This window comes from Evtepia sp., from assembly GCF_056797215.1.
Genome location: NZ_JBQILM010000008.1, coordinates 38,863 through 56,379, shown reverse-complemented (window position 1 = coordinate 56,379; position 17,517 = coordinate 38,863). Strand labels below are relative to the sequence as shown.

Annotated in this window: 23 protein-coding genes; 21 read left to right on the top strand and 2 right to left on the bottom strand. The window is 58.9% G+C overall.

Annotated features, from left to right (window positions below; translation table 11 throughout):
- From ACTOZL_RS03285 to ACTOZL_RS03225, 13 genes are all read left to right on the top strand, one after another.
- Positions 1-225: hypothetical protein (locus ACTOZL_RS03285; protein ID WP_482476657.1), on the top strand; the 225-nt coding region annotated here is incomplete at its 5' end.
- 161 nt (positions 226-386) lie between these two features.
- A complete protein-coding gene (gene proS, locus ACTOZL_RS03280; RefSeq protein ID WP_482476656.1) occupies positions 387-1,829 on the top strand; it encodes a proline--tRNA ligase in 1,443 nt (480 codons plus the stop codon).
- A gap of 31 nt (positions 1,830-1,860) precedes the next feature.
- Positions 1,861-2,751: a hypothetical protein gene (locus ACTOZL_RS03275; RefSeq protein WP_482476655.1), complete on the top strand. Its 891-nt coding sequence runs from the start codon at positions 1,861-1,863 to the stop codon at positions 2,749-2,751.
- Positions 2,752-2,819: 68 nt separating this feature from the next.
- Entirely contained in the window at positions 2,820-4,796 is a 1,977-nt protein-coding gene (metG, locus tag ACTOZL_RS03270; protein ID WP_482476654.1) for a methionine--tRNA ligase, read from the top strand.
- A 299-nt stretch (positions 4,797-5,095) separates the two neighbouring features.
- Positions 5,096-6,130, top strand: a complete 1,035-nt coding sequence (locus ACTOZL_RS03265; protein WP_482476653.1) for a TRAP transporter substrate-binding protein — start codon at positions 5,096-5,098, stop codon at positions 6,128-6,130.
- A 20-nt stretch (positions 6,131-6,150) separates the two neighbouring features.
- Entirely contained in the window at positions 6,151-6,654 is a 504-nt protein-coding gene (locus tag ACTOZL_RS03260) for a TRAP transporter small permease (protein ID WP_482476652.1), read from the top strand.
- The gene (locus ACTOZL_RS03255) at positions 6,651-7,925 is read left to right on the top strand and encodes a TRAP transporter large permease (RefSeq protein ID WP_482476651.1); all 1,275 of its coding nucleotides are present in this window, start codon (positions 6,651-6,653) and stop codon (positions 7,923-7,925) included. Before ACTOZL_RS03260 ends, ACTOZL_RS03255 begins: the two co-directional genes overlap by 4 nt.
- Before the next feature lie 236 nt (positions 7,926-8,161).
- Positions 8,162-8,773, top strand: coding sequence for a recombinase family protein (locus tag ACTOZL_RS03250; RefSeq protein WP_482476650.1), 612 nt, complete (start codon positions 8,162-8,164; stop codon positions 8,771-8,773).
- A 21-nt stretch (positions 8,774-8,794) separates the two neighbouring features.
- On the top strand, positions 8,795-9,127 hold the full coding sequence (locus ACTOZL_RS03245; protein ID WP_482476649.1) for a hypothetical protein: 333 nt from the start codon (positions 8,795-8,797) through the stop codon (positions 9,125-9,127).
- An 82-nt stretch (positions 9,128-9,209) separates the two neighbouring features.
- On the top strand, positions 9,210-9,515 hold the full coding sequence (locus ACTOZL_RS03240) for a type II toxin-antitoxin system RelB/DinJ family antitoxin (RefSeq protein WP_482476648.1): 306 nt from the start codon (positions 9,210-9,212) through the stop codon (positions 9,513-9,515).
- Between the two features lie 44 nt (positions 9,516-9,559).
- Complete coding sequence (locus ACTOZL_RS03235) at positions 9,560-9,859, top strand: type II toxin-antitoxin system RelE/ParE family toxin (RefSeq protein WP_482476647.1); 300 nt, start codon at positions 9,560-9,562, stop codon at positions 9,857-9,859.
- 110 nt (positions 9,860-9,969) lie between these two features.
- A complete protein-coding gene (locus tag ACTOZL_RS03230; RefSeq protein WP_482476646.1) occupies positions 9,970-10,920 on the top strand; it encodes a YARHG domain-containing protein in 951 nt (316 codons plus the stop codon).
- 54 nt (positions 10,921-10,974) lie between these two features.
- Positions 10,975-11,211 (top strand): hypothetical protein, encoded by a 237-nt coding sequence (locus tag ACTOZL_RS03225; RefSeq protein ID WP_482476645.1) that lies wholly within the window; start codon positions 10,975-10,977, stop codon positions 11,209-11,211.
- 51 nt (positions 11,212-11,262) lie between these two features.
- On the opposite strand, the gene ACTOZL_RS03220 is transcribed toward ACTOZL_RS03225, so the two are convergent.
- Positions 11,263-11,469 (bottom strand): DUF896 domain-containing protein, encoded by a 207-nt coding sequence (locus ACTOZL_RS03220; protein WP_482476644.1) that lies wholly within the window; start codon positions 11,467-11,469, stop codon positions 11,263-11,265.
- A gap of 133 nt (positions 11,470-11,602) precedes the next feature.
- Positions 11,603-12,400, bottom strand: coding sequence for a YlmH family RNA-binding protein (locus ACTOZL_RS03215; RefSeq protein WP_482476643.1), 798 nt, complete (start codon positions 12,398-12,400; stop codon positions 11,603-11,605).
- A 166-nt stretch (positions 12,401-12,566) separates the two neighbouring features.
- Between ACTOZL_RS03215 and ACTOZL_RS03210 the strand changes: the two genes are divergently transcribed.
- The 8 genes from ACTOZL_RS03210 (at position 12,567) to ACTOZL_RS03175 (ending at position 17,407) form a co-directional block, all read left to right on the top strand.
- On the top strand, positions 12,567-13,463 hold the full coding sequence (locus ACTOZL_RS03210; protein WP_482476642.1) for a diacylglycerol/lipid kinase family protein: 897 nt from the start codon (positions 12,567-12,569) through the stop codon (positions 13,461-13,463).
- A 25-nt stretch (positions 13,464-13,488) separates the two neighbouring features.
- Positions 13,489-13,758, top strand: coding sequence for a type II toxin-antitoxin system RelB/DinJ family antitoxin (locus ACTOZL_RS03205; protein WP_482476641.1), 270 nt, complete (start codon positions 13,489-13,491; stop codon positions 13,756-13,758).
- Positions 13,755-14,021 (top strand): Txe/YoeB family addiction module toxin, encoded by a 267-nt coding sequence (locus ACTOZL_RS03200; protein ID WP_482476640.1) that lies wholly within the window; start codon positions 13,755-13,757, stop codon positions 14,019-14,021. Before ACTOZL_RS03205 ends, ACTOZL_RS03200 begins: the two co-directional genes overlap by 4 nt.
- A gap of 115 nt (positions 14,022-14,136) precedes the next feature.
- Positions 14,137-14,556, top strand: coding sequence for a universal stress protein (locus ACTOZL_RS03195; protein ID WP_482476639.1), 420 nt, complete (start codon positions 14,137-14,139; stop codon positions 14,554-14,556).
- Positions 14,557-14,663: 107 nt separating this feature from the next.
- The gene (locus ACTOZL_RS03190; RefSeq protein WP_482476638.1) at positions 14,664-15,053 is read left to right on the top strand and encodes a universal stress protein; all 390 of its coding nucleotides are present in this window, start codon (positions 14,664-14,666) and stop codon (positions 15,051-15,053) included.
- A 260-nt stretch (positions 15,054-15,313) separates the two neighbouring features.
- Positions 15,314-15,760, top strand: a complete 447-nt coding sequence (locus ACTOZL_RS03185; protein ID WP_482476637.1) for a helix-turn-helix domain-containing protein — start codon at positions 15,314-15,316, stop codon at positions 15,758-15,760.
- Positions 15,761-15,786: 26 nt separating this feature from the next.
- Entirely contained in the window at positions 15,787-16,206 is a 420-nt protein-coding gene (locus ACTOZL_RS03180; protein ID WP_482476636.1) for a hypothetical protein, read from the top strand.
- A 94-nt stretch (positions 16,207-16,300) separates the two neighbouring features.
- On the top strand, positions 16,301-17,407 hold the full coding sequence (locus ACTOZL_RS03175; protein ID WP_482476635.1) for a papain-like cysteine protease family protein: 1,107 nt from the start codon (positions 16,301-16,303) through the stop codon (positions 17,405-17,407).
- Positions 17,408-17,517: the final 110 nt, after the last annotated feature.

Sequence of the window (17,517 nt, the reverse complement as noted above, 5' to 3'; positions counted from 1 at the left end):
GGGATGGAGAAATCAAGAAAGAACAGACGGGTGCGGCCCGGCTATGTCCTGGCGGTGGCCCTGAACCTGGGGGTCACCGCCGTTGTCGGTTATTTGGCGGCTGGGGACGGCGGGGCGGCGGCGGATGCCCAAAAGCGCTTTGAAACCTGCGCCAAACGCTACCCCTACCCCAGCGACATCGCCGGGGAACGGGAGCTGATGGGGCTGGTGGGGGAGAAGTGGTAGGTTTGGCCGGGGCGTTTGCAGCCCTGCGGGGTTGGCCTTGGCTGTGCAGAAGGGCCCTGATGCAGGCTTGACAATTTCTCCCTGGGGACATACAATAGATTTACCTATGACCACCGCCGCCCCTGGGCGTTTGAAACTGACTGAATAAAGGATGAAGGACTATGGCTAAGGACAACAAAAAGAAAGTGGAACAGATCACCGACATGGAGCAGGACTTTGCCCAGTGGTACACCGACGTGTGCAAAAAGGCAGAGCTCATCGACTACTCCTCCATCAAGGGCATGTTCATCTACCGCCCCTATGGCTACGCCATCTGGGAGAATATCCAGCACGAGCTGGACCGGCGCTTTAAGGAGAGCGGCCATGAAAACGTCTATCTCCCCATGCTCATCCCCGAATCCCTCCTGCAAAAGGAGAAGGACCACGTGGAGGGCTTCGCCCCGGAGTGCGCCTGGGTGACCTATGGCGGCAGCGAACCCCTGGAAGAGCGCTACTGCATCCGCCCCACCTCGGAGACCCTGTTCTGTGAACACTATAAAAATGTCATCCAGTCCCACCGGGACCTGCCCAAGCTCTACAACCAGTGGTGCAGCGTCCTGCGCTGGGAAAAGACCTCCCGCCCCTTCCTGCGCCACCGGGAATTTTTGTGGCAGGAGGGCCACACCATGCACGCCACCGCCCAAGAGGCCCGGGAGGAGACCCAGCGGATGCTGAACGTCTACGCGGACTTTTTGGAAAACACCCTGGCCATGCCTGTGGTGAAGGGCCAGAAAACGGAGAAGGAGAAGTTCAACGGCGCGGAGGAGACCTACACCGTGGAGTGCATGATGCACGACCACAAGGCCCTGCAATCCGGCACCAGCCACTACTTTGGCGACGGCTTCGCCCGGGCCTTTGACATCACCTTCACCGGCAAGGACAACACCCTCCACTATCCCCACCAGACCTCCTGGGGGGTCTCCACCCGGATGATCGGGGGCATCATCATGACCCACGGGGACAACAACGGCTTAGTCCTGCCCCCCCGCATCGCCCCCATCCAGGCCATGGTGATCCCGGTGGCCCAGCACAAGGAGGGGGTCCTGGACGCCGCCGCCGCCCTGCTGGGCCGGCTGCAAGCCGCCGGCATCCGGGCTAAGATGGATGCCTCGGACCAGTCCATGGGCTGGAAGGCCGCGGAGTATGAGATGAAAGGGGTCCCCCTGCGCATCGAGCTGGGGCCCAAGGACATGGAGAAGGACCAGTGCGTCCTGGTGCGCCGGGACAGCGGGGAAAAAGTATTCATCAGCCTGGACGAGTTGGAGAGCGCCGTCCCCGCCATGCTGGACGCTATCCACGACGGCCTCTACCAGCGGGCCAAGAAAAACCTGGAAGAGCACATCTTCCCCGCCTACTCCTTGGAGGAGGCCAAAGAGGTCCAGGCCCAGCACGGCGGCTTTGTCAAGACCATGTGGTGCGGCGCATTGGACTGCGAGATGAAAATGAAGGAGGAGGCGGGGATGACCTCCCGCTGCATCCCCTTTGCCCAGGAGCAGTTGGGGGATACCTGCCCCATCTGCGGCCGGGCGGCGAAAAAGATGATCTATTGGGGCGTGGCCTATTAACCGCCCGCAAACGGAGTGCAAGGAGTGTTTCATGAAAAAAGCAAAATGGATCCCGCTGGCCGCCCTGGTGGGTGGCCTGGCAGGGCTGGTGGCCCGCCGGTTTTATTGGCGCACCGCCTTTGAGCCCGACACCGGCCTGCCCATCTCCGGCACCACCAGCGAGGCGGTGATATGGGTGCTGAGCCTGGTGGTGGCCCTGGTGCTGCTCTTCCTCAGCTGCGGGAAGCACCAGGACTTTGGCAAACGCTACGGCGCCGCCTTTGCCCCCCGGGGCTTCGTGGGCCGGACGGCCATGCTGGCGGGGGCCTTCCTGTTTATGGCCGCGGCAGTGCTGAACGTGTGGGGCTTCTTTGGCGGCACCAAGGACGCCCTGGGCCAGCGCAGCGTAGGCGTGGTACACCTGGTCCTGGCGGCGGTGGCCCTGATGGCCGGGCTGGTGGTGGTGGCCATCACCACGTCCCTGAGCAAGGGCCAGGAGCCCCGGCGGGTGCTGCTGCCCCTGCCCGGCTTCGTGGGCTGCGTGTGGGTGATGGCAAGCTATCAGGAGTGGGCCCGGTGCCCCATCACCGGCAATTACTACCTGGAACTGCTGGCCCTGCTGGTGGCCATGGTGGCCTGTGCCCTGCTGGCGGCCTTCGGCTTCGACAAGGGGAAGGTAGGGGGCGCACTGTTCTTCGCCGGGGAGGGCGCCGCCTTTTGCATCATGATCCTGGGGGACGGACTGCCCCTGTATGACGTGGCCATGGCCCTGGGGATGGTGTTCTATCTCCTGTCCATGAGCGAAGCCCTGGCCCATAACGACGGCATCCCCCTGCCGCCCCCGCCGTCCCCGCCGCCCTCCTGCGACAGCGGCACCTGCGCCGGCTGCCCCAGCGCCGCCCCCGACGGCAGCTGCCCCAGCGCCCCCCAAAACCAGGGGTAACAGCCGCCCGTTGATAGGGGCAATCTGCCCCATACCCCCATTCCTATCCTTCCGGAGGTTACGATTTTATGGACCGAACAGACAAGAAAAAGTTTTATATCACCACCCCCATCTACTACCCCTCAGATAAGCTCCACATCGGCCACACCTACTGCACCGTGGCCACCGACGCCATGGCCCGGTATAAACGCCTCACCGGCTGCGACGTCATGTTCCTCACCGGCACCGACGAGCACGGCCAGAAGATCGAGGACAAGGCCAAGGAGGCCGGGGTCACCCCCCAGGCCTTCGTGGACGCCATCGTGGACGGCCCCAGAGGGGTCCGGGACCTGTGGAAGCTGATGAATATCTCCAACGACCGCTTCATCCGCACCACCGACGGCTACCACGTGGCCGCCATCCAGAAGATATTCAAGGCCATGTACGACAAGGGGGATATCTATAAGGGCAAGTATGTGGGCAAGTACTGCAAGCCCTGCGAGTCCTTCTGGACCGAGAGCCAGCTCAAGGACGGCAAGTGCCCGGACTGCGGCCGGGACGTCCAGGACGCGGAGGAGGAGGCCTATTTCTTCCGCCTGTCCAAGTACGCCGGACGGGTCCAGGACCTGCTGGAAAACACCGACTTCCTGGAGCCCCGGAGCCGGGTCCATGAGATGGTGAACAACTTCATCAAGCCCGGCTTGGAGGACTTGTGTGTCTCCCGCACCTCCTTCTCCTGGGGGGTGCCCGTGGACTTCGACGAAGGCCATGTGGTGTATGTGTGGATTGACGCCCTGTTCAACTACATGACCGCCCTGGGCTACCAGAATGGCCAATACAACGATCTGGACCACTACTGGCCTGCCGACGTCCACTTTGTGGGCAAGGAGATCGTCCGCTTCCATGCCATCATCTGGCCTGCCATGCTCATGAGCCTGGAACTGCCCCTGCCGGGGAAGGTCTACGGCCACGGCTGGCTGCTGCTGGACGGGGGCAAGATGTCCAAGTCCAAGGGCAACGTGGTGGACCCCTACCTGCTGGCGGAGAAGTTCGGGGTGGACGCCCTGCGCTTCTTCCTCCTGCGCACCTTCCCCTTCGGCGCGGACGGCAACTTCTCCAATGAGCTGCTGATCCAGACCATCAACGTGGACCTGGCCAATGACCTGGGCAACCTCCTCAGCCGCACCACCGCCATGGCGGGCAAATACTTCGGCGGCACCCTGCCGGAGGGAAAGCTGGCCGATGAGGCCCAGGACGCAGAGCTCATCGCCCTGGCCTCTGGCCTCCGGGACCGCTATGAGGCCCAGATGGAAAAATACCAGTTCCAGAATGCCCTGGCGGAGGTGTTCAAGGTCATCCAGCGGGCCAACAAGTATATCGACGAGACCGCCCCCTGGGTCCTGGGCAAGGACATTGCCGCCCATGGCCCCCGGCTGGCGGCGGTGCTGTACAACCTCTTGGAGACCACCCGCATCTGCGGCGTGCTCCTGACCCCTTTCATGCCCGAGCGCATGGAAAAGCTCCTGGACCAGCTGGGGGCCTGTGAGGATTGCCGGGGCTGGGCCGCCGCCGGGACCTGGGGTTCCCTGTCCCAGACCATCACCGTCACCAAGGGGGAGAACCTCTTCCCCCGCATCGACATGGACAAGGCCCTGGAAGAGCTGGAAGCCCTGCAAGCCGCAGCCGCCGCCCCCAGCCAGCCGGAGATCGAGCTAGAGCCCTGGGAGGAGGAAGTGGACTTCGATACCTTCGCCAAGAGCGACTTCCGGGTGGTGAAGGTGAAGGAGTGTGAGCCGGTGAAGAAGTCCAAAAAGCTGCTGAAATTCACCCTGGACGACGGCACAGGCACCCCGCGGCAAATCCTGTCCGGCATCGCCATGTACTATAAGCCGGAGGACTTGCTGGGGAAAACCCTGGTGGCCATCGTGAATCTGCCCTCCCGGAAGATGATGGGGTTGGAGTCCAACGGGATGCTCCTCTCTGCCGTCCATAAGGAGGCCGGGGAGGAACGGCTGAACCTGTTGATGCTGGACGATGGGATTCCCGCAGGGGCGAAGCTGTGTTGAACGCCTTGCGGGAGATCATAGCATAACGTTTTCATCCACCTTAACGAGGGACCCGCTTCTAGCCGGGTCCCTTTTCTATGCCCAAAAACCAAACAGACAAATTGTAAGCTTTTGCAAAAGGATAAGCTGTTTTGTCAGCCATAGCCCGAGAGGAGCCAACAGGACAGTCAGGATGCACAAAATTTTAGCAAGGAATTTGCCCCCACGTCTTGACAGGAAAACAAGATTAAATTAACATAAGGGGCAGACAGCGGCCCGCAATGGCCGCCGCGTTCATTGAGAAAGAAGGAGTGTAGAAAATGAAAAAGAACCGTTTCCTGGCCCTGCTGCTGGCAGGGATGATGTGCCTGGGCTTGGCCGCCTGCGGCAGTGAGCCCGCCCCTGGGGAAGGCGAGGGCAATGACGACGCTGCCGGCAACGGCGAGGCCGTGGTGCTGAAGCTGGGTACCACCGTCAACGAAGAGGACAGCTTCCAGGTGGCCGCCGAGAAGTTCGCCGAGCTGGTGGAGGAGCGCACCGAGGGCGCTTATAAAATCGAAATCCACCCCAACGGCGCCCTGGGCGACGAGCGCACCATGCTAGAGAGCATGCAGATGGGCACCGGTACCCTGGACCTGGGCATCATCACCAGCGGCCCCTTTGTGAATTTCTCCGCCGACATGGGCGTGCTGGACATGCCCTTCCTGTTCTCTAGCAACGAGGACGTGTATAAGATTCTGGACGGCGAGATCGGCAAGGACCTGCTCAAGTCCTTGGAGAGCTCCAACCTGAAGGGCCTGGCCTATGCCGAGCGGGGCTTCCGGAACCTCACCAACAGCGTCCGCCCGGTGGAAAAGGCCGACGACGTGAAAGACCTGAAAATCCGCGTGATGGAGAATGAGGTCTACACCGCCTCCTTCAAGGCTATGGGCGTCAACGCCGTCCCCATGGCTTGGAACGACGCCCTCACTGGCCTGCAGCAGAACACCATCCAGGGCCAGGAGAACCCCATCAACGTCATCTATTCCTATAAGCTCTGGGAGTCCCAGAAGTACGCCACCCTCACCCGCCACGCCTACGCCAGCGCCATCATCACCATGAGCCTGGACACCTACAACAGCCTGCCCGAGGACGTGCAGAAAATCTTTGACGAGGCCGCCCAGGAGGCCGCCGAGTACGAGCGCAACTGGACTGCCGAGCACGAGGCCGAGCAGCTCCAAGCCATGAAGGACAACGGTATGGAAGTGGTGGAGACCCCCGACCTGGAAAGCTTCCAGGCAGCGGTGCAGAGCGTGTATGACGCCTATCCCCAGTACGCTGACTACATCACCCGGATTCAGGAGGCTCTGGCCTAAGGGGCAGAGAGGACGGAACCATGCCAGTTGCAAGAGCCATCCACAAAGTTAGCAATGTTTTAGACCGGGGGTGCAGCGGGGTGCTCATCGCCGCCCTGGCCGCTATGGTGCTCCTCACCGGGGCCCAGATCGTCTGCCGGCTGTTCTTCACCGCCCTGGCTTGGAGCGAGGAATTGTCCCGCTACCTGCTGATCTGGTCCACCTTCCTGGGGGCGGGCATCGTGTATAAGCACGGGGGCCACATCTCCGTGACCCTGCTCCATGGCTTCCTGCCCCCCATGGCGGGGAAGGCCGTCAAGATTTTTATCCATGTGGTCTGCGGGGCCTTCTGCGTCATCGCCATCTACTATGGCTTCCGCTACATGGGTATGCAGGGCAACCAGCTCTCTGCCGCCCTGCGCCTGCCCATGCGGTACATGTATATGAGCATCCCCATCGGCTTCGCCATCATGGAGGTCCATGTGGTGGACGCCATCCTCCAACTCCTCACCCGGAAGCACGCGGAGGGGGTGAACCTGGAATGACCGCGATTTTATTTGTCACCTTCCTGGTTCTCCTGGTGCTGGGGGTCCCCATCGCCTTTGCCATTGCCGTGGCCGGTGTGGCGGTGATGATGGCAGGGGATGTCAACCTGCTCATCGTGGTGCAGCGGATGTTCGCCTCCACGGACTCCTTCCCCCTGATTGCCGTGCCCTTCTTCATCCTGGCTGGGGACCTGCTGGCCCGGGGTTCCATGTCCCAGGCCCTGGTGGCCTTTGCGGAATCCCTGCTGGGGCGCATCCGGGGCGGGCTGTCCGCCGTGGCAGTGGCGGCGGGGATGTTCTTCGCGGCCATCTCCGGCTCCGGCGCGGCCACCACCGCCGCCGTGGGGGCCACCCTGATCCCGGAGCTGAAGAAGCGCAACTATGACGAGAGCTCCTCCGCGGCCCTGGTGGCGGCGTCGGGCTGTATCGGCGTGGTGATCCCGCCGTCGGTGCCCATGGTGCTCTACGCGGTGATCGCCAACCAGAGCGTCACCCAGCTCTTCTCCAACGGCTTCCTGCCGGGGATTGCCATGGGCGTGGTGCTCATCGCCATCGCCCTTTATCAGGCCCATAAGCGCCACTACCCCAGGGGGGAGAAGCGTTCCCCCAGGGATACCCTGGTGAACATCGTGAAAACCTTCGCCCGGGCCATCGGGGCCATCCTCATGCCCCTCATCATCCTGGGCGGCATCTTCTCCGGCAAGTTCACCCCCTCGGAGTCGGCGGCGGTGGCGGTGATTTACGCCGCCCTCATCTCCTTCGTGATCTACCGGGACATGAGCCTCAAGGAGCTGGGGCAGATCATCCTGGGCAGCGCCCGGACCTCGTCGGTTATCATGATTATCATTGCCTGCAGCGGTATCTTTGGCTGGGCCCTTGCCAACTGGAAGATCCCGGAACACATCGCCACAGGGGTGCTCTCCATCTCCGACAACAAGTACGTGCTGCTGCTGCTCATCGCCCTCATCGTCCTTGTGGCCGGGATCTTTATGGAGACCTCCTCCGCCGTAATCCTGCTGACCCCGGTGTTCCTGCCCCTGGTGAATGCCCTGGGGGTGAGCCTGGTCCACTTTGGGATCATCTTCACCATCGGCATCTCCATCGGCATGATTACCCCGCCGGTGGCCATCAACCTGTTTGTGGCTTCCAGCACCACAGGGCTGCCCATCGAGAAGATATCCAAGTCGGTGGTGCCCTACCTGGTCGGCTTGATTTTGGTGTTTTTACTGTATACCTACCTGCCCCTGTTCATCCCCGCCTTGGTGGTGTGATTGGGCGCAGGCAAACAACAGGATGCGCGAAAGCGGCCTGTGGAGAAATCCACGGGCCGCTTTTTTCTGGCTTAAGGGGGAGGAAAACCATAGAGCTCTACAGAAAATCGGGGTTTTCTCTCGAAAATAAGAAGATTACAGCGCTTTTCTGTTAGAAAAAGGGGGACAAGACAGCGGACATTTTGTAGAATGGGGAAGTACGCCAAACGCCAAGCAAATGAATGGAGGGATGCCCCATGGCAGAAACCACGTATGGATACATCCGCGTGTCCACCACCGAACAGAACGAGGACCGGCAGCGCATCGCCCTAGAGGGCAAGGGGGTAGCTGCTGCCCACATCTATATGGACAAGCAGTCCGGCAAGGACTTTGACCGCCCCCAGTACAAACGCCTGGTCCGCCGCCTGCGCCCCGGGGACCTCCTCTACGTACAGAGCATCGACCGGCTAGGCCGCAATTACCAGGAAATCCAAACCCAGTGGCGCATCCTCACCAAGGAGCTGGGGGTGGACCTGTGCGTGCTGGACATGCCCCTGCTGGACACCCGCAACGGCAAGGACCTCATGGGCACCTTCATTGCCGACCTGGTGCTGCAAATCCTGTCCTTTGTGGCCCAGAATGAGCGGGAGAACATCCGCCAGCGCCAGGCCGCGGGGATTGCCGCCGCCAAGGCCCGGGGGGTACGCTTTGGCCGTCCGCCCCGGCCCCTGCCGGAGAACTACCACAGTGCCTATCAAAAGTGGAAGGCCGGGACCCTCAGCGGTGCCGCCGCCGCCAAGGAATGCGGGATGCCCCTGGCCAGTTTTCGCTATCGGGCAGAGGGGTACGAAAAAGAGGGAACGCCGTGAGCGGCGTATTCCAACCGGCTGTTGGAGCGGGTGGAAGCTGCCCAGGGCTATGAGCCGGGGATGCCCGTGGTGCTGGTGGGCAGCACCACCCGGGAGGCGGGGCTCTCTCCCACGCCGGAGCTGGATACCGCAGACCTGGTGGGGATTTTCGACATGGGTGATTTGCGCAGCTTCTTTACCTACCGCCACTTCCTGCGCTACTACCTGGGCTTTTCCCAGCCGGTCTATACCGGGGAGAGTCCATTGGCCCAGCGCTTTGCCGCCACCCAGCAAGTCCAGGCGATGCCCCTCTATCCCCAGGAGGGCAGCGTGGAAGTGCTGGACGGGGCGGTGGTGGTTAAGCTGAATCCGTGAAGCGGGGGTGGCTTTCTATATCAAAAGTATTGCGTTTCGTTATACAAGTGGGTATAATACAGGGAGAAAGGCGGTGTGTGATATGGCAGCAAAGACGGCAACCATTCTTGCACGGGTAGAGCCCGGCATCAAGGAACAGGCGGAGGCAATTATGGATCAGCTTGGTGTCCCGGCTTCGGTGGTGATCAACATGCTTTACAAACAGATTATCATGACCCGGAGCATTCCATTTTCCCTGGCGCTTCCCGCTGTGCCTGCGGCCCGGGATGAGCTGGATGCGGCTGCATTTGACGCTATGATGGCGCGGGGCTTGGAGGAGGCGAAGGCGGGGCGTGCCCGTCCTGCCCCAGAGGTTTTTTCCCAATTGCGGCGGGAGATCGGTGAGTAATGGAGGAATACACAGTTAAGATTACACCCCAGGCGTAGAAACAGTTGGAGGAAATCACCCATTATATTGCGTTTACCCTGCAAGCACCGGAGGCAGCCTTAGATTTATTGGAAAAACTCGAGCATGAAATCGCGTCACTCTCCAACTTCCCCAGCCGCATTGCACGGACGGAGGAAGAGCCCTGGCACAGCTTAGGCATCCGCAAAATGCCGGTGAAAAATTATTTGGTTTACTTTTGGATCGACGAGGAAACCCGCAGTGTCCAGGTGACCGCTGTTGTCTATGGCCGGCGGGACCAGAGACGTCAGTTATCTCAAATGGACCTGGGGAAAGGGGAGGGATGACTTGCCAAGGGCGCAACAAAACCGGTTGACTTTCCAGGGAAAACAGGGGTACAATAGGGAAAACCCCACCCTGGTGCGGTACCACCGGGCAGGGGAATGGAGGAGAGAGAATGAAACGATTTGCCCTATTGCTTGCCGCCCTGCTTCTGCTGGTGGGGTGCAGCGGCGGGAGCCCCTCGGAGGGGACAGCCTTGGCGTCCATGTCCGCCTACCCGGAGACCTTGGAGCTGCAGCCTGGGGAGAACAGCGCCATCCAGGTGGTCCTGACCCCCGCCGACGCCAAGGAACAGGACCTGCTCTGGGTGAGCAGCAACAGCAGCGTGGCCACTGTGGACGACAGCGGCAAAGTCCAGGGGGTGGGTGCGGGGAGCTGCACCATTACCGCCGCGTCCAAGGCCTACAGTGAGATTTCCTGCACAGTGAGCGTGACGGTGGGGGGCGCCCAACAACCAACCCAAGCTGAACCTGCCACCACCCCAACCCCCACCCAGGGCGGCACGGAAACGCAAGTGGTCTACGTGCGGGAGACCAACCCCGACGCCGTGTACCCGGCCTATGCCCTCACCGAGGGGGAGGTGGCCAGGATGGATGGGGAGACCTTGCAATTTACCATCAACCAGATCTATGCCAAGAACGGTTACATCTTCCGCACAGACAGCTTGCAGGCCTACTTTTCCCAAATGCCCTGGTATGCCCCGGTGTCCAATGACACCGGCAGCCTGCGGATGTCCACCCTGGACCGGAACAACCTGAACCTGTTGGTGCGCTACCGGGACCAGCTGCCCAACCGGGACAGCATCTCCCAAATGGGCTGGCTGTGGACCCGCTACGCTGTAGACGAGCGGCTCAGCGAGAGCTATGTGCGCAACCTCTCCGGGGCGGATATCCAGCTTTTGATCAATACCATCTATGCCAAGAACGGCTATATCTTCCAGGACAGCGCCCTGCAAGCCCTGTTCTCCGGCCAGTCCTGGTATCAGGGGGTCACCCGGGATGCCGCCAGCATTTCCTTCAACAGCACCGACCAGGCCAACCTGCGGCTGTTGACAGCCCACCGCTGAGGACTTGACAGCGGGGGATGAGAACCGGTATAATAGCTCAAAGGAGTGAGGCCCATGTTAGAAGAAAGAGATTTACAGGAGATCGACCGCCTGATGGCCCATCGAATGAATATCATCATTGAGTCTGATGTTATGCCTAAGTTCAATCTTCTGGCGGAGGGTATCCAGGATATTCAAGAAAAGCTCCTTCCGCGTTCTCGTGTGGATGACTTGGAGGACGAGATGAAATTCCTAAAGGTTATGATCCGCCAAATGGCAGAGAGGATCAGCGAACTGGAAAAAGCAAACTAAAACAAACCGTCCCCAAAGGCCTGTCTGGCCTCTGGGGACGGTTTTTTGTGCTCATTCGCCCTTCTTTTTCAGCTTGGTCTGGCTGCCGTCGGGCTCTTGGAAGTAGACGTTGTCTAGTTGGGCTTCCAGGCTTTCCCGGATGGCGGCCAGGTATTCCTTGCGCAGGACGGCCTGCTCGGCGGTCTCTTCCGGCGTGAGGCCCACGGACTTTTTCTTCCGGGCCAGTTCGTTGATGCGGTGGATGCGTTCTTGGGTCATAGGTTTACTCCTTTTTGCTGTTGAACACAGCGGAACAGTTTCACTAACCTTGTTTCAAAAGGTGGCGGAGCCCCGGGCAGTGCCCAGGGCAGGTCTGGGCGGTGGCCCAACAGGATGCGGTTTCTCAAGGACGCTAGAGATACCGTTCCAACTCCAAAATCAGCCGCCCCCGTTTGGAGCTGCCGCTGGCGCTGCGCAGGACACACTTCCCCAGCCCCCGGCAGGTGAGGACGGCTTCGGGTTCTATCAGCTTGTCCGCCTTTTCACAGGGGCGGTGGTCCACCATCACCCGTCCGGCGCGGATGAGCTCCGCTGCCCGGCTGCGGGGGATGGAAAAACCCGCCGCCACCACTGCGTCCAGCCGGGGGGAGGCCACTGTGGCCCGGATGGCCTTGGTCTCCCCTGGGGTGGGGGCCAGGCCCGAGAGGGGGAGGGGGGACAGGGCCACAGGGTAGCGCCCCACCCGCTCCCATTGGCTCAGGAGGATGGGCAGGGTTTCCCGGAGGAGGAGCACTTGGGCCTCCCCCTCCAACAGGAGGATATCCCCCAGCTTTTCCCGGGTGAGCCCCAGGCCCATGAGGGAGCCCAGAAGGTCCCGGTGGCTCAGCTGGGCCCCCTTGGGGAGCTGCACCCGGAGGGCACACAGGGGGCAGTCCTCCCCCTGCCGCCAGGCCTCCTCCTCCAGCCAGTCTGGCAGGAAGGCCCAGAGCTTCCGCTCCGCCCCCTCGTAGCCGCCAAACAACAGCCCCGCCCCAGGGGCAGCGGCCATGAGGAAGTCCGCGCTGGTGGCCTGCTCCGCCGGGGAGAGGAAGGCCGTGTGGGTGGGGATGCCCCGCTGCTGTGCCCGCTGCTGCTGGTCCAGGATGCGGCCCAGGAGCAGGCGGCTGCCGCTGTCCCGGGCAAAGCGGTCTAGGAGCTGTGTCTTGTTCATAAAACCCCTCCCTTCGGGGTAAGGTAGTGTATATATTATATAGTATATCCGGCGCTTGTCAACCGGCAGCCAGAGATTGCATCCCTTCCCGAGATATGGTATGATGGGAAGAAATAGGGAGCAGCATGAGCCGCAAAAAGTCTGAGAACACAGGGAGGGCTTTTTTATGAAACGTGTTTTATTTATCTACAATGCCAAAGCCGGCAAGAGCCGCACTTGGACGGAGCTGTCCACGATCATTCAGGCCATGACCCAGGAGCAATGCCTGGTCACCGCCTACCCCACCCAGTACCGGGGGGACGCCGGGGACGCCATTGTCCGTTGGAGCCGGCAGTTCGACCAGGTGGTGGTGGCCGGGGGGGACGGCACCCTCAGTGAGGCCATCTCCGGGGTGCTCCGGGCTACCCATCCCCCGGAGGTGGGGTATATCCCCGTGGGCACCACCAACGATTTTTCCAAAAACCTGAACCTGCCCCTGGGGGACCTGCACGCCCTGGCGGCCACGGCGGTGAACGGGGTGCCCCGGGCCCTGGACCTGGGGCGGTTCAACCGCAAGCCCTTCCTCTATGTGGCGGCCTTTGGGGTGTTCACGGAAGTGACCTACTCCACCCCCCAAAAGGCCAAGAACCTCCTGGGCTACAACGCCTATATCCTAGAGGCGGTGAAGGAATTGCTGAACCTGAAGCCCCACCACGTCCGCCTGGAATACGACGGGGAGGTGGTGGAGGGGGATTACCTCTTCGGCATGGTGAGCAACACCACCTCCGTGGGCCGCTTCCGCAACTTCCCCCCGGGGAACCCGGACCTCTCCGACGGCCTGTTGGAGGTGACGTTGATCGCCCCCGTCCGGGACGTGAAGGACGCGGAGGAGTTCAGCCGGGCCCTGCTGGCCACGGACCCCTCCATGCTGCGCTCCATGCTCACCAGCTTTTCCGCCTCCCGGGTGCGCATCATCGCCGGGGAGCCCCTGAACTGGACCCTGGACGGCGAGGCAGGGGGGACCCACCAGGTGGTGGAGGTGGAGTCCATCCACAATGCCCTGCGGATTATGCATGGGATGTGACGCAGGCCAGAAAGGAGACAATTTCATGGCACATACGATCATTACGGCTGAGGTGGATGCCCACGACAAGGCGGATTTCGATGCCTTCTGCTCTAATGTAGGGCTGAATACCTCCACAGCCATCAACCTGTTTGTGAAAGCAGTGCTGCGGGAAAACCGCATTCCCTTTGAGATCACGCCTGCCGCTGACCCCTTCTTCTCCCAGGAGAACTTGGCCTATGTGAAAAAGTCGGTCCAGGAGCTGCGCGCCGGGAAAGGGACGGAGCATGAATTGATTGAGGTGGAGGAAGCTTGAACAAAATATGGTCAGATGACGCGTGGGAGGACTACCTATACTGGCAGACCCAGGACAAGAAAACCCTGAAACGGATCAACCAACTGATTCAGGACATTGAGCGCAACGGCTGTTCCGTGGGGATTGGAAAGCCGGAGGCACTCACCGGCGACCTGCGGGGAGAGTTTAGCCGCCGTATCAACGACAAAGACCGCCTGGTCTATCATATTGAGGACGGACGGCTCTACATTGCCCATTGCCGCGGACATTATGGAGATAAATAGGGGACAGGGATGAAAAGAGGCCATGTGGCCACTGGTTCGTGTGCCGCCCTTGACAGCGTCCCACTCCCCGTATATAATTTTTACAACCCCAGACAATATGAAGGAGGGCCCTCTTATGAAAAAAGTTCTTCTGCCTGTGGACGGCAGCGCCCGCAGTAAGCGTACCGTGGAAGCGGTGAAACAGCTTTACAAGCCCGCTGACTGCGAGCTCATCATCGCCAAGGTCATTGGCGCACAGCTGTACCTAAACTCCACCGACGAGATCAAGCACAACGCCGAAAAGGCCCAGCCGGAGCTGGACGGCGTGGCCGCTATGCTCCCGGAGTACAACGTAAGCACCCAGATCCTCCTGGGCAGCGCCCCTGGCCCGGAGATTGTGGAGTACGCCAAAGAGGTGGGGATTGACACCATCGTCATGACCCGTTCCTCCCGGGGCCCCCTGCGCCGGATGGGCTCGGTGGCCGCCTACGTGGTGAAAAATGCCGGGTTCCTGGACATCGTGGTGATGCGGGAGCCCCACGAGGATGAGCTGTAAAACCAAATAGCCAATGGAAGCTGCGGAGCGTTGCGCGGCGCTCTGGGCCGTGGCCCAAAGCGCCCCGGCGCTCCGCGCTTCTGTATTTTAATAAGGAGGCGTTTCCTATGAAAGAAGTTTTGCTCCCTGTGGATGGCAGCGAGCGCAGCCTGCACTCCTTGGAGGCGGTGAAACGGATTTATCCCCCAGACCAGGCCGCCTTGACCATCCTGATGGTGGCGCCCGGGGTGGAATCCGCAGGGAAAGAGGAACGGATTTTGGGGCTGCTGGAACAGTACGCCCTGGAAATGGAGGGGTATGAGGTGAAAACTGTATTCCTCCGGGGGGTGGTGGGCCCGGTGATTGTGGACTACGCCCGGGAGAAGGAGATGGACGCCATCGTCATGACCCGCTCCTCCCGGGGGCCCCTGATGCGCCTGGGCTCCGTCAGCGCCCACGTGGTCAAACACGCCGATTTTTTGAACCTCTTCGTGCTCCGGGAGAGTGGGTCGCACTGAGGGGTAGGCAAAACAAAGGAACAGCAAAAGCCGCAAGGTTTAGGGCTACGTGTAGCCCCGGCCTTGCGGTTTTTGGTTTTGTATAAAATGCTGAAATTGAAAAAATTTATAAAAACATATCCACTTTTTTCCTTGGAGAACGATATATATTATGGGAGAATTTTTGGTTTTGACTTGCGCAACCAACGGTTGCCCCTGGTGTAAACCGAAAGTGGTTTACTTTTTTGAGAAACTATCTAAAATGGGAGGCAGAATTATCCATGAGCTTACAAGAAAAACTGATTACGCTGAGAAAAGCAAAGAAACTGTCCCAGTTGAGGGTGGCGGAAGCCCTCAGGGTTTCCCGGCAGGCCGTGTCAAAGTGGGAGGCGGGAATTGCCGTGCCGTCCACCGACAACCTAAAATTTTTGAGTGACCTATATGGGGTGTCGGTAGATTATTTATTGGATAGCGGTGCGGACAGACCAGAACCGCCGGAGGAAGAAACCCAGGAGGCCCAAACGCCACCAACAATGGGGAAAAAATTTACCCGCGAGAGGAAACTCATTGTTGTCCTTTCGTGTGCTGTGGTGCTGCTGCTGGCAGCGATGATTTACACTCAAATTCCCCAGGAGACGGAGGACATCCCGGTGCTCCCAATCGAGGAATTGGAGGAGGAAACTGATGATGGCACACCCTATGTAGAGTTCTCTTTGGAGTGGCCATAACCTAGAAACGGGGGGAGGTGAACAGAATGAAGGGGAAGAAAATCCTTTGTACAGTGTTGGCAATGGTTACTGTGCTGGGATGTTCAGGCATCACCGCGTGGGCGGTTGAGGTAGAGCCGGAGGATACCGATGCAGCCGTGGTATTCATGGACACACGGGCAACTGGAAGAATCAACGTGAATATCCCGGCCAACACAAAGGCACGCGTGAGTACAGCCTTCCCGCTGGAAGCGGGGGCGGTGGTGACGGTCAATGCGTCCTATTCCCCCCGGACTGCCAGCGTGGACTTCGGCCTGGTTGGCCCCAACGGCAGCTTCCACTATATCAATGTGACAAATGGGAGCATTAACAGGGGTATCCAGGTGACCCAGCGTGGAAACTATACCTTGCAAATTCGGAATAATTCCGGAAATGCTGTGCAGGTTTCTGGGTTTGTGAATTACTAACCTGGATGTTGGAGAATGGAGGGGAGGGGAGTCCGATGTGGAAATAAATGGATAAGGATAAGGGTTTTACTGCAGAAAAGAAAGGAAAGACAACATGAAAAAGATTTTTATATCAATGATTTTAGCAATCAGTCTTTTGAGTTCACTTGTAGTCCCGGCGTTTGCAGCGAACGAGAACAGTAACACTGTTCCTGATGATGTAATTGAAGCAATTGGACGTGTCGTTAGCACAATGGCGTTTGAAAAAGAAAACTATGGATTTGCGGACGTTGACCTCTCGAAGATTCAAATTGGGGACGTGATTCCTACATATACCCTTCTTGAGGATACGGGTGTCCAAGCTACCCAGGAAACCTTTTACTCCATTCTGGATGAGTTTGATAATCTTATAGCGCTTGCGGCGGTTTTTTCTGATGAAGAGAATGGAACTTATGCGTTCGTGTCGTCTGAGTTGGTTCCTATGTTGAACAGCAGCATAGCTACTGATGGGAATGTTGCATTGGTATATGACGATAGGGGTGTTTATTGTTGGAATGGAACGTCTGCCACTTTGCTGAATTATAATAATGTTATTGAGGGAATAGAGGGACGAGCATCTCTATCTGATATTCCAACGGCAGAACTTTCGATTGTTGAAACAAACCAAGTTGGAGCAACCTGTGAATTGGGGCTTGATCTTGACGCTCCAAGCACAATTGGATATGGTGATGAATCTGCGTATGTTAATGCCCCTGTAATACGCCAGCCTGCGGGAAGTAACTGGTGTTGGGCAGCGTGTATGGCAAGTATCGTTAAACTGGAAAAAAATTTATCGTATAGCTGTAAAACTATGGCAAATAAATATACAACGAACACAGCGGAGGGAGCTAGTATCACTACAGCAAAATCTAGGTTGTTGAATGATTTTTCTTTAGCATTTGCTTTAAACTCAACCAACAATTTAACGCCAATTTTGAATACGTTGGGTAAGGGTCACATTGTATATGGGAGGTTTACTGTCATTGGCGCCGGACATACAATGATTGTACGAGGAATTAACATAGATGGGGGTACATTCTCATATATGGACCCAGAAGCGACAGGTGCCAATTACAAGACAGGAGAAATCCTAAATAGGAGCGGGAGTCATGGAGATTTAGTGGGGTATAATTTTAACGGAAATCTGATGCTTTGGCTAGATGCATATCTTTATAGGTATTGATATGGCGATGGCGTGAAAAGACTTTTGGTGGCCCTTTTCCATTGACTATTCTGCCTATATCCTGTATAATATAAAAAACAATGTATAAAAAATATTTAATGGCGGAAACG

What these genes read in the sequence shown, in the direction of transcription:
- proS (WP_482476656.1), top strand. Translation starts at nt 387, where the DNA reads ATGGCTAAGGACAACAAAAAGAAAGTGGAACAGATCACCGACATGGAG.
- ACTOZL_RS03275 (WP_482476655.1), top strand. Translation starts at nt 1,861, where the DNA reads ATGAAAAAAGCAAAATGGATCCCGCTGGCCGCCCTGGTGGGTGGCCTG.
- metG (WP_482476654.1), top strand. Translation starts at nt 2,820, where the DNA reads ATGGACCGAACAGACAAGAAAAAGTTTTATATCACCACCCCCATCTAC.
- ACTOZL_RS03265 (WP_482476653.1), top strand. Translation starts at nt 5,096, where the DNA reads ATGAAAAAGAACCGTTTCCTGGCCCTGCTGCTGGCAGGGATGATGTGC.
- ACTOZL_RS03260 (WP_482476652.1), top strand. Translation starts at nt 6,151, where the DNA reads ATGCCAGTTGCAAGAGCCATCCACAAAGTTAGCAATGTTTTAGACCGG.
- ACTOZL_RS03255 (WP_482476651.1), top strand. Translation starts at nt 6,651, where the DNA reads ATGACCGCGATTTTATTTGTCACCTTCCTGGTTCTCCTGGTGCTGGGG.
- ACTOZL_RS03250 (WP_482476650.1), top strand. Translation starts at nt 8,162, where the DNA reads ATGGCAGAAACCACGTATGGATACATCCGCGTGTCCACCACCGAACAG.
- ACTOZL_RS03240 (WP_482476648.1), top strand. Translation starts at nt 9,210, where the DNA reads ATGGCAGCAAAGACGGCAACCATTCTTGCACGGGTAGAGCCCGGCATC.
- ACTOZL_RS03230 (WP_482476646.1), top strand. Translation starts at nt 9,970, where the DNA reads ATGAAACGATTTGCCCTATTGCTTGCCGCCCTGCTTCTGCTGGTGGGG.
- ACTOZL_RS03225 (WP_482476645.1), top strand. Translation starts at nt 10,975, where the DNA reads ATGTTAGAAGAAAGAGATTTACAGGAGATCGACCGCCTGATGGCCCAT.
- ACTOZL_RS03220 (WP_482476644.1), bottom strand. Translation starts at nt 11,469, where the DNA reads ATGACCCAAGAACGCATCCACCGCATCAACGAACTGGCCCGGAAGAAA.
- ACTOZL_RS03215 (WP_482476643.1), bottom strand. Translation starts at nt 12,400, where the DNA reads ATGAACAAGACACAGCTCCTAGACCGCTTTGCCCGGGACAGCGGCAGC.
- ACTOZL_RS03210 (WP_482476642.1), top strand. Translation starts at nt 12,567, where the DNA reads ATGAAACGTGTTTTATTTATCTACAATGCCAAAGCCGGCAAGAGCCGC.
- ACTOZL_RS03205 (WP_482476641.1), top strand. Translation starts at nt 13,489, where the DNA reads ATGGCACATACGATCATTACGGCTGAGGTGGATGCCCACGACAAGGCG.
- ACTOZL_RS03195 (WP_482476639.1), top strand. Translation starts at nt 14,137, where the DNA reads ATGAAAAAAGTTCTTCTGCCTGTGGACGGCAGCGCCCGCAGTAAGCGT.
- ACTOZL_RS03190 (WP_482476638.1), top strand. Translation starts at nt 14,664, where the DNA reads ATGAAAGAAGTTTTGCTCCCTGTGGATGGCAGCGAGCGCAGCCTGCAC.
- ACTOZL_RS03185 (WP_482476637.1), top strand. Translation starts at nt 15,314, where the DNA reads ATGAGCTTACAAGAAAAACTGATTACGCTGAGAAAAGCAAAGAAACTG.
- ACTOZL_RS03180 (WP_482476636.1), top strand. Translation starts at nt 15,787, where the DNA reads ATGAAGGGGAAGAAAATCCTTTGTACAGTGTTGGCAATGGTTACTGTG.
- ACTOZL_RS03175 (WP_482476635.1), top strand. Translation starts at nt 16,301, where the DNA reads ATGAAAAAGATTTTTATATCAATGATTTTAGCAATCAGTCTTTTGAGT.